Source organism: Desulfitobacterium elongatum (assembly GCF_055378975.1).
Genome location: NZ_AP038772.1, coordinates 346,347 through 361,113, shown reverse-complemented (window position 1 = coordinate 361,113; position 14,767 = coordinate 346,347). Strand labels below are relative to the sequence as shown.

Annotated in this window: 13 protein-coding genes and 1 other annotated feature; all 13 genes read right to left on the bottom strand. The window is 44.2% G+C overall.

The window, feature by feature from the left end:
* Nucleotides 1-184 precede the first annotated feature (184 nt).
* A complete protein-coding gene (locus ACZ42W_RS01640; protein ID WP_464167914.1) occupies nucleotides 185-1,588 on the bottom strand; it encodes a sigma-54-dependent transcriptional regulator in 1,404 nt (467 codons plus the stop codon).
* Nucleotides 1,581-3,431, bottom strand: a complete 1,851-nt coding sequence (locus ACZ42W_RS01635; protein ID WP_464167912.1) for a sensor histidine kinase — start codon at nucleotides 3,429-3,431, stop codon at nucleotides 1,581-1,583. Before ACZ42W_RS01635 ends, ACZ42W_RS01640 begins: the two co-directional genes overlap by 8 nt.
* A 38-nt stretch (nucleotides 3,432-3,469) precedes the next feature.
* Complete coding sequence (locus tag ACZ42W_RS01630; protein WP_464167910.1) at nucleotides 3,470-4,477, bottom strand: ABC transporter substrate-binding protein; 1,008 nt, start codon at nucleotides 4,475-4,477, stop codon at nucleotides 3,470-3,472.
* Nucleotides 4,478-4,893: 416 nt separating this feature from the next.
* Complete coding sequence (locus ACZ42W_RS01625; protein ID WP_464167908.1) at nucleotides 4,894-5,619, bottom strand: ABC transporter ATP-binding protein; 726 nt, start codon at nucleotides 5,617-5,619, stop codon at nucleotides 4,894-4,896.
* Nucleotides 5,613-6,356, bottom strand: a complete 744-nt coding sequence (locus ACZ42W_RS01620) for an ABC transporter ATP-binding protein (protein ID WP_464167906.1) — start codon at nucleotides 6,354-6,356, stop codon at nucleotides 5,613-5,615. The genes ACZ42W_RS01625 and ACZ42W_RS01620 overlap by 7 nt, the downstream gene beginning before the upstream one ends.
* A gap of 1 nt (nucleotide 6,357) precedes the next feature.
* Nucleotides 6,358-7,359, bottom strand: coding sequence for a branched-chain amino acid ABC transporter permease (locus ACZ42W_RS01615; protein ID WP_464167904.1), 1,002 nt, complete (start codon nucleotides 7,357-7,359; stop codon nucleotides 6,358-6,360).
* A gap of 10 nt (nucleotides 7,360-7,369) precedes the next feature.
* Nucleotides 7,370-8,254, bottom strand: coding sequence for a branched-chain amino acid ABC transporter permease (locus ACZ42W_RS01610; RefSeq protein WP_464167902.1), 885 nt, complete (start codon nucleotides 8,252-8,254; stop codon nucleotides 7,370-7,372).
* A gap of 64 nt (nucleotides 8,255-8,318) precedes the next feature.
* Entirely contained in the window at nucleotides 8,319-9,554 is a 1,236-nt protein-coding gene (locus ACZ42W_RS01605; RefSeq protein WP_464167900.1) for an ABC transporter substrate-binding protein, read from the bottom strand.
* A gap of 392 nt (nucleotides 9,555-9,946) precedes the next feature.
* Nucleotides 9,947-11,215, bottom strand: a complete 1,269-nt coding sequence (locus ACZ42W_RS01600) for an ABC transporter substrate-binding protein (RefSeq protein ID WP_464167899.1) — start codon at nucleotides 11,213-11,215, stop codon at nucleotides 9,947-9,949.
* Nucleotides 11,216-11,258: 43 nt separating this feature from the next.
* Nucleotides 11,259-11,612, bottom strand: a binding site (T-box leader).
* A gap of 124 nt (nucleotides 11,613-11,736) precedes the next feature.
* Nucleotides 11,737-12,282, bottom strand: a complete 546-nt coding sequence (locus ACZ42W_RS01595; RefSeq protein ID WP_464167898.1) for an NADH peroxidase — start codon at nucleotides 12,280-12,282, stop codon at nucleotides 11,737-11,739.
* A gap of 278 nt (nucleotides 12,283-12,560) precedes the next feature.
* Entirely contained in the window at nucleotides 12,561-13,124 is a 564-nt protein-coding gene (locus ACZ42W_RS01590) for a 4Fe-4S dicluster domain-containing protein (protein ID WP_464167897.1), read from the bottom strand.
* 187 nt (nucleotides 13,125-13,311) lie between these two features.
* On the bottom strand, nucleotides 13,312-14,187 hold the full coding sequence (locus ACZ42W_RS01585) for a dimethyl sulfoxide reductase anchor subunit family protein (RefSeq protein ID WP_464167896.1): 876 nt from the start codon (nucleotides 14,185-14,187) through the stop codon (nucleotides 13,312-13,314).
* Nucleotides 14,188-14,221: 34 nt separating this feature from the next.
* Nucleotides 14,222-14,764 carry a DMSO/selenate family reductase complex B subunit gene (locus ACZ42W_RS01580; RefSeq protein WP_464167895.1) on the bottom strand — a complete coding sequence of 181 codons (543 nt, stop codon included), beginning with the start codon at nucleotides 14,762-14,764 and terminating at the stop codon, nucleotides 14,222-14,224.
* Between the last annotated feature and the right edge of the window lie 3 nt (nucleotides 14,765-14,767).

Here is a 14,767-nt window from a genome sequence, read left to right as displayed (position 1 = left end):
CGTATTCGCCCTACATGTGATAATAATTGCAAGTACCATGCCAAGATAGTTTTTATTCCTAAAGCCTGTGCAAATAAGCCAAAAAGCCCGGTTTTTTTCTAACCGAGCTTTCGTACTCTCCTCATTTTTACCATGTCATATTGACATTACCCTGTCGTTTTGGCAAAAGTTAGTCATTTTGGCTTCATAGTCCGTACTCTTCCATTTTTCGATACAATGTCCTCAGTCCAATCCCTAGAAGCTTAGCCGCTTGAGTCTTATTCCCTCCAGAATATTGTAAGACCCTTTGAATATGTCGTTTATCGACGGCCTGCAGGCTTAGATCCTCCTTATTTTCCGAAAAAACATCCTCTGGTGAACTAAGCTCCCCAACTTGAGATATCCCCACGTTTTTGGACAACACTTCTTTACGAAGACCTTTAATACTCGAACAAAAGAGATGCTCAGGCTCAATCCAAGGACCCTTTGCAAGAAGATAGCCTCGCTCAATAATGTTTGCAAGCTCTCGGACATTCCCTGGAAAATCATAATGTTCTAGTGCTTGAATGGACTCCTTGCTGAGTTCCTTTTCACTGCGTGAGCCCCTTTTGTTCTTTAAGAAATAGGTCGCAAGCATGGGGATGTCTTCTTTCCTCTCCCTCAACGGAGGGATCTCAATCGTAACGACATTCAAACGATAATAAAGGTCTTCCCTAAATCGTCCCTCTCGAACATCTTCCTCAAGATTTCGATTCGTCGCGGCGACCACCCGCACCTTCACTTTTCGTACTCGTGTCGATCCTACCCGCAAAAACTCCCCACTTTCTAAAAACCGCAGCAGCTTTGCTTGAACCAAAAGATCCATATCTCCAATCTCATCGAGAAACAGGGTCCCCCCGTCAGCCACCTCGACCAAACCCATTTTCGTTGAGTTCGCTCCAGTGAATGCACCCTTTTCATATCCAAAGAGTTCACTTTCTAGGAGTTGAGCCGGCAAAGCAGCCGAATTCAGTACCTGAAAAGGTTGATCCCGTCGTTCACCCCAAAAATGCAGGGCCCTTGCAACGAGTTCTTTCCCTGTCCCACTTTCCCCAAGAATCACGACAGAAGCATCACTATCCAAGACAAGGTGGATCATTTCTACAACTTTTTTCACTCCATCACTTTGGCCGATGATCGGGCCCGCTCCCGACAGTCGACGCAAAGCTTCAGACAAGCCTGCTGCCTGCTCTGCTAAGCGTCTTTTTTCTAATGCTTTATAGAGAGTAAACTCCAACTTTGCCGCATTGCAAGGTTTTGTGAGATAGTCATAGGCTCCGTCTTTCAAAGCTTCAATCGCACTCTCAATTGTTCCATACCCCGTAAGGATCACGGCTTCCAAGTTTGGATCAGCTGCCTTAGCAACATGCAAAAGCTCCAAGCCATCGCCATCGGGTAGACGTTGATCAAATAGTGCAAGATCAAAGTGATTCTTTTGAATCTCGATTAATGCTTGAGTCACTGTATGCACAACAGTTACATTAAAACCCTTGCGTGCAAACCGCTCCCCTAAAAGCTGAGCATAGGTTACTTCATCATCGGCTATGAGTAAGTTAATGTTTTCACTCATCCTTATCCCCTCTTCGCGGTATATAGACCCTGACAACTGTTCCGACACCCTGAGTACTTTCTATTTCAATTTTCCCTTGGGCTTTTTGAATTACTCCATAACAGACGGAAAGACCCAGTCCCGTCCCTTTCCCAACCGGTTTCGTCGTGAAAAAGGGTTCAAAAATCCGCGGAAGATGTTCTTCAGGAATTCCGATCCCACTATCTCTAATGGAAAACTTAATCCATTCACCTTCGCACTCAGTTCGGAGAGATAAAACACCCCCCTCTGGCATGGCATCCATCGCATTACAGATAAGGTTAAAAACGACTTGCTGAATCCCACTCCCATCTCCCCATAGAAACGGCAAATCCGTTGCATAGTTCTCCTCAAGCTCAATCTTTTGTTTTCGTAAGCGAAACTGGATGAGGCCCAAATTCTTTGGGATTAAGTCATTTAAGTTATAGAGAGACTCTATAGTTTCTTCATTCCTACTTTGGTGCGAGAACTCAAGGAGTTGACGCGTAATCCCAGAGCACCGTTCAGATTGTTCTGCAATGGTTTCCAGATAGCGTTTGAGCTCCATTTGCTCCGCAGACCCTAACTTCCCTCCATCCAGACGTTCCAGAAGTTCTTCCACCGATAAATAAATCGCCGCCAGCGGATTATTAATCTCATGAGCAACACCTGCTGCAAGCAGCCCCACTGTGACCATTTTATCCGCTTGACGCATTGCCATTTCCATCTGTTTTTTACGCTCTAGCTCTTCACTAAGATGATTAAAGGCGATAAGCACTTCCCCGATTTCATCTTCAACTTTAACAGGAAGGGTAATACCCCACTCCCCGTTGACGATTCTCCGGACTCCTTGTTTCAGGGCTTCTAACCGTCGACTAAAGCCAAGACCAAAAAACAAGCTAATTCCCAAGACCGTTATGATTAAACCCAACGTACTTAATTCAAACGTATTCTTGAGCTTAGCGAAGGAAGCATAGGCCTGTCGCTCAGGTTGTTCTAAAATAACCGCCCATTCTGTTCCTTTAACTGGGACATAGGCGCCTACGACATTTTCACCCGTGTACGAACGATAATTCCGTACCAGAGGTAACCCTTTTTCAGTGCCCTCCTTTAGCATCTCGCTCGAAGGAAGGCTTGGGCGTACATCTTGCTGCCTTAAGACTTGACTATAATCCTCATGCCCGATCAAACGCCCTTGCTCGTCAACGAGAAAAATGTACTCCTCTTTTCCTCCTGAAACGAGAGATATCCGCTCCATAATACTTCGAAGGCTGATCTTTGCGATGATTCCTCCCGAGATAGTATGCGTCTGATCAAAAAAAGGAATCACTAATTCAAAAGCAGGTTGGTTTCCTTCGTCCATATAAACATCGCCAATAAAAATCTTCTTGGATTGAAGATTCTCTAGCAAGTCAATACTCTCGGCTATTAAGGATTCCCCCGCCGTTACTCGAAGGCGTGACACATTTGCCAATTCATGCCCATTAGCATCAATGGCCGATATCTCATCAACATAAGGAAGGCTGGTTAGACAAGCGTAGAAAATCCGTTCCCGTTCTCTAAGACTTTCGTCAGCAAATGTCATGCCCTCTGTCTTTGATATAATAGAAAAGGTCCGTTCAGCCTCTTCAAGCATCGTACTAATATCTTTGGCGATACTTAAGGAGCCAAGGGCATGATGGTAGCGAACAGCAGACTCTAGATTTTCACGTGCGGCCTGAAGGTTGTATCCCCCCAGAATAAGCAAAGGCACAAGGGACATAATCGAAGCGAAAAGGAGAAGACGGAACTCAATGGTCTTAAGAAAGGGGAGTTTATTTAGCCACTTCTTCGAGTTATTCATCATGCGTTACTCCAATAATCCAAATCACTCATTCTACGTACTTATTCCACAAATTTCGTAACAGAAGTCAACCCCGCTGGGTCGAGGTGGAGCTGCAACTTCTTTGCCGTTTCCGGATTCACGATAAACTCAACCTTTGCTGGTGCTTCTACTGGGATGAGTGAAGCATTTTCCCCATGCAATACCTTAGCCACAAGTCGAGACGCTTGTAAACCTTGTTCGTAGTACGGCATTCCATAAGATGCCAGAAGACCATTAGCCGTTTGTTCTTCACTCACTCCCATGATCGGTATGCGCTTCTTAAGTGCTATTGGGCTTACCTCATCTGTAACTGCCTCAAGAAGTTGACTACAAAGAAACATCACCCCATCCACTTGTTGGATGTCTAACCCATTCATCACTTCAAGGATCTTCTCTCGACTTTCAACTGGAATCGCTTGAATTTCGAGCTTCAATCTTTGCGAAGCTTCATTTAGAAAATTCAGGGTCGGTTTAGCCGGAGTTATTCGAGGGTCATACATCACCGCGATATTCTTAACCCCCGGGAGTAGTCTTTGAAAATACTCCAAGCGCTTGCCCGATAAAATTAGATAATAATTTTCTACCCCTGTGATGTTTTTTCCGGGAGAATTATAACTCTCGATTAGCCCTATTTCTTTAGCCGACCCTACACCGACAAAGATAATCGGTATTTGTTTAGCTTGTGCTACCTTTTGAGCCGCTAAAGCTTCAGCTTCTCCCGTCACAAAGATAACATCTGGGTGTTCTTCCACCAATTCTTCCGCAAGCTGAGGAAGCGACTCATAGTTCAGAGCGGCATTTTTGATACTATAAAGAACGGTTTCTCCCTCAATAAATTGGTACTCCTCCAGTCCTTTTTTTACTCCCTCGACTTTAGGCATGCGGTAATCTGAAGAGATTAAAACCCCAATTGTTTTTTTTGACTCTACGGCATTAATTTTGGAGAATGAACTAATCGAAAAAACAAGTGTAATTGTTACTAAAAGAACAAAGACAATAATACTAGGTTTCTGAAGTGTAGATTTCATTTTTTCCACCCTTCCTAATTTGCTCTTTTTATAAAAACCCTTAATATCCACTACAGATTTTTAACTTTATTATACTAGAATTTTAATGGTTGTACCTAAAAATAAAAATTGAGTTGCTTGCAAACTCTTTTCAAAACAATTTAAAGTTTAGCCACTATGACAAAAAGTTAATCTCAAAAAACAAGCCGAGACTTGACATAAAGTTGACCTCGGCTTGTTTTATCAGTTAATAAAGAGTAATGAATATCTACTAAATTTAAGCTGGCACAATTAGAAAGAGAGCCCAATAATCGGACTCTCGTGAGTGAGTAATTGATTAACATTCTACTTAATATTTGGATCAAGCCTGTAAGGCTGTAGTAATTATGTTCAATGCCAACTGCAGAATGTGCAACTTGATGTTCTAACGAATCAATTCAAACTAACAGATACTTTTCTCTAACCTCGTCATTATCGCGTAACTCCTGTACCGTGCCCGAGAAACGAACTTGACCCTTCTCTAGAACATAACATTGATCCGCGATTCGTAAGGCAGATTTTAGATTTTGCTCCGCAATAAGGATGGATATTCCCGTCGCCTTTAGCTTAAGAATTTCTTCCTCTAACTCAGCTACAATCAACGGGGCTAATCCTTCTGTTGGTTCATCGAGAATCAGGAGTTCAGGGTTACCGAGCAGTGCTCTGGCGATTGCAAGCATTTGCTGCTCTCCGCCACTTAAGTATCCACCACGACGCCCTTCCATCGTTTTTAGCTTTGGAAAAAGCTCGTAAATCTTATCCAAAGTCCATATATTTCTAGCACCTTGTGGTGGTACCCGACTTGTCCTTCGTATACCCCCATCGGCTACTTCGAGGTTTTCACGCACGGTTAGATCAGCAAAGATTCTTCGATTATCTGGAACATAACAAATTCCAAGATCGACCCTTTTTCGGGTTGGAATACGGTGTATCTCCTTCCCGTTATATACTATTTGCCCGCTTTTCGGAGGAGTTAAGCCCATGATGCTTTTAATCGTGGTCGATTTCCCGACCCCGTTCCGTCCTAAAAGCGCCACCGCCTCCCCTGGTCTTACCTGAAGTGAGACCCCAAAAAGCACATGACTTTCACCATAATAGGTATGAATATCTTTAAGTTCTAACATGACACATATTCCCCCAAGTAGGCTTCCTGTACGCTTTTATTCTGCTTAATTTCTTGTGGTAACCCTTGGGCAAGGGTTCGCCCTTGATGGAGCACCATGATTTTCTGTGCAACATCAAATACCAAATCCATGTCGTGCTCTGTTATAAGGATGGTTACCCCATGCTCCCGTGATAATTTCTTGACGAGGTCAACAATCTTCTGTGTCTCTTCCGGTGACATTCCAGCGGTTGGCTCATCAAGGAGCAATAGCTCCGGCTTACATGCAAAGGAAATCGCAATTTCTAAAACCTTCTGATCTCCATAAGAGAGATTCCCACAGGTCACCTCCGCAAAACTAGTAAGACCAAACTCCTTCAGAATTTGCCACGTTTCCTCTAGGGCAATTTTTGCTGCAGGAATAAACATTTTGCCCGACTTCCCTTGTTCAGCAAGTACTGCAGCCTGAATATTTTCAAACACAGTGAGTCGAGTGAATATATTAATCAGTTGAAAGGAGCGTGATACTCCTAACTTGCAAATCTTGTGAGGCGGCAAGTTCGTGATGGGCTGACCCTTAAACGTTACTTGTCCTGAGTCGACGGAAAGATGGCCCGTGATCAGGTTAAACAAGGTGGATTTTCCCGCACCATTTGGTCCGATGACAGCAACAATCTCACCTTTAGGCACGTGCAAATTCGCGTCAGCGATTGCCTGGAACCCAGCGAAGTTCTTGGTTAATTTCTCAACGCGCAGCATCTCATTTTTCCCCTCCTTTGCTCCCCGTGGCAGTATTTCGTGTGAATTTATGGAGCAAATCCTTCGCTAATCCGAGAATTCCTTGCGGAAGAAACAAGACGAGTAGGAGCAAGATTGAACCCAATACAAGCAGCCAATAGTCTGTGTACACTCCGATAACCATCGAGAGGAGGACTAAAATACCAGCACCCAAACTTGGGCCTAAGAAGGTACCTATTCCACCGATTAGGCACATAATTATGACCTCTGCTGACTTATTCCAATAAAGCATGGAAGGCGTAACAGACCGTTCAAGCAAAATAAAAATCACACCTGCTATACCTGCAAAAAAACCAGAGGTGACAAAAGCCACTAATTGGTGCTTGCGTACATTCACCCCAATTCCCTCTGCTCGGGTTGAATTATCCCTAGAGGCCTTCAAAATCAGACCAAAAGGTGATTTTATAAGAATATAAAGAACGAGTATGCAGACTGTAAACGTCAGAAAAGCAACATAGTACATGACGGTAGGGGAGCTCAGCGCCTCTGGAATCGGAATGGCATGAATCCCATCATCTCCACCCGTTAGTGTATTCCAGCGGTAGATAATAGCCCAAACAAGTTGCCCGAGGGCTAGGGTAAGCATTCCGAAGTACAAACCCCGTAAGCGAACGCAAAACCAACCGATGAAGAGGGAAATAATCGCGGCAACAATCGGTCCGGCGATAACTCCAACTAGAAAAGGCAATTGGGTCTTAGTTAGGACTATCGCAGCAGCATAAGCCCCGACGCCAAAGGGAACCGCGTGATGAAATTGCATCAGTCCACCGTACCCAAGAACATAATTTAGACTGGTTGCGAAAAGTGCAGTGATAAAGATACTGGTTAAAAGATAGTTAGCATAGGGAGATAAAATAAGCGGCGGCAACAAAAAGATTGCCCAGATTAACATAAGGAAGATGCGGTTATATCCGGTAAATTTCCCCTTACGGGTTGTCACATTTTCAATTAAGCTCGACATCATCTTTCACTTCCTACCATGCAGATTTAAGCAACCCAGCAGGACGAACAATAAGAATCACTCCGATTATTACATAAGGAATAACAATTGCTAGTCCAGGTATAAATAGAACTCCTAGGGCTTCCGCTAGCCCGATTAAAACTGAGCTAATCAGAGCACCCCAGATATTCCCTAAGCCTCCAGAGACGACAATTAAAAAGGCGTAGATATTAATATTTGCATCCATTCCCAGCGCGATGTTGGTCGTTGGAGCAATGAGCGCTCCCCCTAATCCTGCCAACCATCCCCCTAAGGCGAATACAAAAGCAAATACCCAGGTACTGTTTCGCCCTAAGACATCAACCATCTCTCGATCGGTCGCCGTGGCCCGGCAAAGTTTACCCAGACGAGTATGGGATAGGAAATACCATAAGCCCACAGCCACACAGGGGCCAATGATTAATAAAAACAAGTTATAGATTGGAAGTGCGACCTCGCCTAAATTAATAGCTCCATTCAGGATGGGGGGCATGGCAAAGGTCTTATAATCCGTTCCCCAAACCATTTTTACTAAATCTCCTAAAATAAGTATGAGTGAATAGGTTAAAAGCATCTGCATCAAATGATCTCTCTTATAAATAAAGCGCAGAAGCCCCCTTTCAATCACCAAACTTAGAAGGGCTACAATCAAAGGGGCGATAACGAGCGCTAGCCAAAATCCTCCTCCGGAGTTGCTAGCGAGAAGTGTCACACTATAGGCCAGATAGGCTCCTACCATATATAGCGTACCATGGGCAAAATTGTTGACTCGGAGTACTCCGAAAACTAAAGTAAGCCCTGACGCAACGATAAACAGAATCATCCCCCGGCTTAAACCAATCAGCATCTGACTTCCGATCGCTGCTAAACTCAATGTCATATCCATTCACTCCCATCTCAGAAGGCAAATTGACGGTACCTTGGTACCGTCAACAGGAACTTGATTATTTCTTCTCTCTTGTTTTCAGTACCTCTTCAACGGACGGCATTATTTGCTCCGCAGGTATAGAAACAATATCCTTTGCAATGACTTTATCCGATACTTTTGACGTCGTTCCATAGAACATCGGTTGCATCACTTGGTGGTCTTCTTTACGCAAGGTAACTTTACCCACCGGTGAATCTACCGTCATTCCTTCCAAGGCATCAACAATCTTTTCCTTATCCTTACTTCCTGCCTTTTCAACCGAATCGATTAGGAATTGCCCTGTCAAGTATCCGTAAAGTGCGAAGGCAGCCGGCTCTCGATTATAGGCCTTTCTAAACGCTTCCACAAAGGCCTTATTCTCTGCTGTGTCAGGGAAATATGAAAAGTAAGGATTTGTACCGAGTACTCCTTCAGGTGCTCCACTACCAAGTGGACTTAAAGATGCTGCATCAGTCGCAGTATGAATCCATACGGGGATTTCCTTGGCTAAGCCTGTCGTTTGAAGGGCTTTTAAGAAGGCAACCATATCAGCACCACCGGTTCCCACAACGACAGCATCCGGTTTAGCATTACGAATCGCGTTGATGTAAGGCGTAAAATCCGTTTCACCCACGCGCCACCAGGATTCTCCCTGTTTAACCACACTGGGGTTCGCTTGTTGCAAGTTAGTCCATAAACCATTCACTACGGAGCGACCATACTCATAGTCACTTCCTGCTAACCAGTAATTCTTGTAGGAAGTTTTAGCCATCTGGGCTGCCCCTGCTTTGCCGATAATCGCCGTGTTAGGAAGCATCCCGAAAACGTATCGATGGCCTGCTGATCCAGTAATTTTATCGCTCATGCCGCCCCATACCATAAAGGGAGTCTTGTTTTCTTTGGCGTACTGTGAGACCGCTAAACTTCCCGCACTATTGATGGTTCCAACCAGAACATCAACGCGCTGTTGCATGACAAGCTCTTTTGCCCAACTCGTTGCTTTATCCACCTTGAACTCGTCATCACGTGTTACAATCTCAACCTTTGGTCCGCCTTTAGCGGCTGCATCATTCACAGCAAGCTTAAATCCATCTAGGGCCTCCTTCGCATAGACCGCAGCCCCACCTGTATAGGAATCAATCACTCCAACCTTAATCGTGGTTTGAGCGCTTCCTCCTGTTGCCCCTTTTCCTTCTGTCGCTGTACTAGCCGCTCCGCATCCGTTAAGGATTAATGCAGACACCAGTGCTAAAACTACACCTAACTTCTTCACTACCGTTCCTCCATTCTACATTTACCTACTTTTTTAAACCCTAATACCTAAAATCTCTAAACTCCTGTGTTCTACCGTAACTACCATCCTCCCATCCTATCTCATGTAATTCTCTACCCTTCTCTGAAAAAGACCCGATGTAGGGAACGGACTTGACCGTTCCCTAGAACTCCGAATCCTTTTTCATCATCTGATGTGCCGTGAGCGGCATGAAGGTTACCCTTCTTATATGCTCCCGGTCTAGAGGCTTTCTAGTAAATGTCTAGATGCATGCTGTCTAGTAACAGATTTATTAGAATTGTGATTTATTATAACAGTAGATAGGTAAGGGGACAATACCATTTATTCTAAGTATTAGATTTTTTAGTTAAGATCAAGGGGTGATACGCGCCTTATTTTTTCTCCCTGGTCTTTAAAACCTCTTCGACAGATGGCATGATCTGATCAGCAGATAAAGAAACGATATCTTTCGCTATAAATTTATCAGAAGCTTTGGCTGTAGTTCCGTAAAACATGGGTAACATTACTTGATGGTCTTCTTTGCGCAAGGTAACTTTACCCACCGGTGAATCCACCGTCATTCCTTCTAAAGCATCAACAATCTTTTCTTTGTTCGCGCTCCCCGCCTTTTGAACTGCATCGACTAAAAATTGACCGCTTAAGTAACCATATAAGGCAAAGGAAGCTGGTTCACGATTATAGGCCTTCTTAAAGTTTTCCACGAACGCTTTGTTTTCCGCTGTATCCGGGAAGTATGAGAAATAGGGGTTTGTCCCTAGTACTCCCTCAGGTGCTTCACTGCCTAGTGGGCTTAACGAAGCTGCATCTGTCGAGACATGAATCCAAACTGGGATTTCCTTAGCTAAGCCAGTAGTTTGAAGCGCTTTCATGAACGCCACCAAATCTGCTCCCCCCGTCCCTACGACTACAGCATCTGGCTTCGCACTACGAATAGCGTTAATATACGGTGTGAAATCGGTTTCCCCCACTCTCCACCAGGATTCTCCTTGTTTAACGACACTGGGTTTCGCTTGTTGTAAGTTATTCCATAGACCATTCACTACGGCGTGACCATACTCATAGTCACTTCCAGCTAACCAGTAATTCTTGTAAGAAGTTTTCGCCATTTGGGCTGCCCCTGCCTTGCCGATAATGGCCGTGTTTGGAAGCATCCCGAAGACATAACGATGTCCAGCAGCTCCAGTAATTTTCTCGCTCATGCCCCCCCAGACCATAAAGGGGGTCTTATTTTCTTTTGCATACTGAGAGACCGCCAAGCTTCCCGCACTATTGATGGTCCCAGCTAACACGTCAACCCGCTGTTGTAGTACAAGCTCCTTTGCCCAACTGGCCGCTTTATCTACCTTGAACTCATCATCGCGAGTCACAACTTCAATCTTAGGACCACCTTTTGCCTCGGCCTCAGCAATTGCTAGCTTAAACCCTTCTAAGGCTTCTTTCGCATAGACTGCTGCTCCTCCGGTATAGGTATCGACCACTCCAACTTTAATTGTGGGCTGCGAACTACCCCCTGTGGCTCCTGTACCTGACTTTGCGGATCCACAACCCGTGAGAATAAGTGATAGAATAGTGATTGATACCCCAATACGAGTCCACCACTTTTTAGTGTATGTGGAATTACCCTGACCTAACTTTTTCATCTTAATTCCTCCGTTTAAATAAAATAAAAAACCTTCCATCCTCAAAAGGGACGAAAAGTTTCGCGGTACCACCCAAATTGGCTATAAATAGCCCACCTCAATCAGGTACAGGAATAGTAAGTCCAACCAAAATAAAAAGCACTTCATCCGTAAAGGGACGAAATGCTAGATTTCGCGGTACCACCCAATTTCAAAAGTGCGCTCTATAAAGGTGCAGGATATTATTCCGATACCTTTTCCCTTTTAACGGCGGGACCCCGGCTACGCCTACTTCTCTTTCAACGTAGCAACTCCGGAGAGAACTTCAATCAGCCATACCTTGAAGAAGTTCCCAGTCAGTGACTTCTTCTCCCTTGAAGGCTGGAGATGATCTACTTTTCTCCATCATCGTCGATTACTCATTCAACTGTTATATAGAATTTAGCATGACACTTGGCTGTACGTCAATAGTTAATTTTAAACTTCAGTAAAAGGGTAAAAAAACAGAGGGACAAGGTTTGTCTCCTTATCCCTCAAAAATCTTATTTGAAATAACGGTTGAGTAATCCTTGGAAGGCTTTACCGTGGCGAGCTTCATCTTTGCACATTTCATGAACGGTATCATGAATTGCATCGAGATTGAGTTTCTTCGCTAAAGTCGCAAGGTCTTTCTTTCCTTGGGTAGCTCCAAACTCTGCATCCAATCTCAATTGAAGGTTCTTCTTGGTGTCTGCATTAACGACTTCACCTAAAAGTTCAGCAAATTTAGCCGCATGTTCTGCTTCTTCAAAGGCAATCCGTTTGTAAGCTTCTGCGACTTCAGGATAGCCTTCACGGTCTGCTTGACGGCTCATTGCCAGATACATTCCAACCTCAGTGCACTCACCTGTGAAGTTAGCTCTTAATCCTTCAATAACTTCAGGGTCAACCCCTTGAGCGATTCCTACTTTATGCTCATCAGCCCACTGCATAACCCCTTCAACCTTCTCAGAAAACTTATCTTTAGGTGCCTTACATTGTGGGCAGTGTTCGGGAGCTTCATTTCCTTCATAGATGTAACCGCAGACGGCGCAAACAAATTTTTTCATTAAAAATCTCTCCTTTAAACTCTTTTACTTTTTATATTATGGGTTGGTGTGATATGCTCTTTACATGTTTTATTATATTATAATCATTCTAAATGTCAAGAGCCTTTTTTAATTTTCTTGAGCTTTATTTAGAAAAATAGTTAAAATACTCTGCCCCAAAGACTGGAATGTGGAAAGAATAAAGACCTTTGCTCTATCTTTACGATAATTCAAAGGTCTTTATGAATCAATACTAATTTTGACTTTTTAGAAGTGATCGGTTAAGCAGCCTAAGCACGCTAACCATTAACAGCCTCACTAAGGGATTTCTTAATCGCAATGACAATATTCGGTTTGGTCATACCAGAGCTTGGTAAGCCAATTTCCTCTGTGTCATATCCATATTTCTGACGAAGTTTTTCGAGTTCATCAAAGTGCAAGCATCCCATGACACAAGCGTCCACACAGGCCGGGTTTTCCCCTTTTTCTAGCAAGCTTAAACAACCATCGCACTTTCCTACTTTACCTTCTCCCGCTTTGTACTGAGGAGCGCCATAAGGGCAAGACCAAGTGCAAATGCGGCACCCTATACACTTGTCGTAGTCATGGACCACTATACCATCCTCTTGGCGTTTCTGCAGTGCACCTGTCGGGCAATCCTGCACGCATTTGGGATGATCACAGTGGTTACAACTTATAGAAAGGTGTAACTTTCTTGGCACAGGAGAATGCCCACTTTCCATATCATAGACCTGCCGGTAAAGGGGACCAAACCTCAGATTCTTTATAGCTTTGCAGGCATCCTGGCAAACTTTGCACCCGATACAATTTGCTTGCTCATAATAAAATCCTTTTTGCGTCAATTTTATCACCCCTTCGCCACTCTTTGCCTTATTATGTCATAGCGGACTTTGTACAAGGATACAAAAAAATTGGCTATCTTTTGTATTGATTCGCTAAGAATACCTTTCTGAGTAAGAGAAGACCTTTGCTTCATCATTATGATGAATACAAAGGTCTTCACGAATCAGTATTCAGTTTAAATTCGACTTAGCCACCAATAATAGGTGAAACTCCGCTAGCATAGAAGAGGTAACGGCCTATGAATTCGCCAACGAGCACTAGAATCAGGGCAAGATAGATTGTGCTGGACGAGAGCAATTTAGCCTTGGCGCCCCCTTTGTTCAGTGCGTAAAGCAGGAGTGCTACACCCAATACCGAGAGAAACCCTCTGCCTGCAAGCATACCCATGCTTCCCGTTAGAATCTGGGCTGAAGCTTCAGCAGTGGTCCCGCCAGCATTTAAACCTGAGATGAAAATGGGGAGATAGGCTAGTGGCAATACTACGGCTACTGCCCCAATATAACTCATACTTTTTAAAGTCTTGGTCAGTGTTGAGGAGAAAGTACTCCCCTTCATGCCATAAACAATCGCACTGGCTGCTCCTAAAGCCCCCATCGCCAAGGTTGCCCCGAAAAACGCAATATACGTATTCGTATTATCCCAGGCTGGACGAATCGAAGAACTATAGATATGCGACATACTGAAGATGGCTGCTAGACCTACCAGAGCAGTGATCCACCCTAAAGCGCTACTTTCTTTGCCTTTACGGGATAACCACCAAAAAGCAAACCAAAGGACAAAGAAACCACCCGCTGTCAAGATTTCACGGCTCAACCAAGAGGAACCCAGATTCAAGATTGAACGTGGAGCGCCTAAGGGATCACCCAAGTGGAATACAGAAAAGATTAAGGCTAGCAGGGTAACAGGACCCACTGCAGTAAACCCAAAGCTTAGGGCTTTCGAAACCTGGGAATCCTGATTTCCTAAGCTGGCTTTGACTATCATCAAGATGATGAACGTTCCCACAGCCAACTGACTTAATAGTGTGAAGGTCATGAGAGGCCATTCTTCGGCAAATATCATTTTTACTTACCTCCTTACTCTTAGCGATTGAGTTCTAACGCTTTTTGACGGTAATTACAATATTCGGAGTGGTCGTCCCGGAACTCGGTAGACCAGGTGCATCTGCATTCTTGCCATATTTCTGACGGAATTCTTCGATATCGCCAAAGTGAAGGCAACGCATCACACAAGCGTCGACACAGGCTGGGTTTTCCCCTTTAGCTACCAAGTCTGAACATCCGTCGCATTTACCAACTTTACCCTCATCCTCTTTGAATTGAGGAGCCTCGTAAGGGCAAGACCAGACGCAGAGGCGACAGCCTATACACTTGTCGCGGTCATGGGTCACGATGCCATCCTCTTTGCGCTTCTGAAGTGCACCTGTCGGGCAGTTCTCAACGCATTTAGGATGCTCACAGTGGTTACAACCAATGGAAAAATGTGACCTATGAGGATTGGGGAATTTCCCCGATTCTACATCATAGACCCGACGATAACGTGCTCCGACTTTCAAATTGTTTTTATCCTTGCAGGCGACCTGACAAACCTTACAACCGATACAACTCGTTTGGTCATAATAAAAGCCTTTTTGTGCCAATGT

Coding starts and splice junctions, on each gene's coding strand:
- ACZ42W_RS01630 (WP_464167910.1), bottom strand. CDS start 4,477: ATGAAATCTACACTTCAGAAACCTAGTATTATTGTCTTTGTTCTTTTA.
- ACZ42W_RS01595 (WP_464167898.1), bottom strand. CDS start 12,282: ATGAAAAAATTTGTTTGCGCCGTCTGCGGTTACATCTATGAAGGAAAT.
- ACZ42W_RS01615 (WP_464167904.1), bottom strand. CDS start 7,359: ATGATGTCGAGCTTAATTGAAAATGTGACAACCCGTAAGGGGAAATTT.
- ACZ42W_RS01610 (WP_464167902.1), bottom strand. CDS start 8,254: ATGACATTGAGTTTAGCAGCGATCGGAAGTCAGATGCTGATTGGTTTA.
- ACZ42W_RS01620 (WP_464167906.1), bottom strand. CDS start 6,356: ATGCTGCGCGTTGAGAAATTAACCAAGAACTTCGCTGGGTTCCAGGCA.
- ACZ42W_RS01640 (WP_464167914.1), bottom strand. CDS start 1,588: ATGAGTGAAAACATTAACTTACTCATAGCCGATGATGAAGTAACCTAT.
- ACZ42W_RS01585 (WP_464167896.1), bottom strand. CDS start 14,187: ATGATATTTGCCGAAGAATGGCCTCTCATGACCTTCACACTATTAAGT.
- ACZ42W_RS01625 (WP_464167908.1), bottom strand. CDS start 5,619: ATGTTAGAACTTAAAGATATTCATACCTATTATGGTGAAAGTCATGTG.
- ACZ42W_RS01635 (WP_464167912.1), bottom strand. CDS start 3,431: ATGATGAATAACTCGAAGAAGTGGCTAAATAAACTCCCCTTTCTTAAG.
- ACZ42W_RS01600 (WP_464167899.1), bottom strand. CDS start 11,215: ATGAAAAAGTTAGGTCAGGGTAATTCCACATACACTAAAAAGTGGTGG.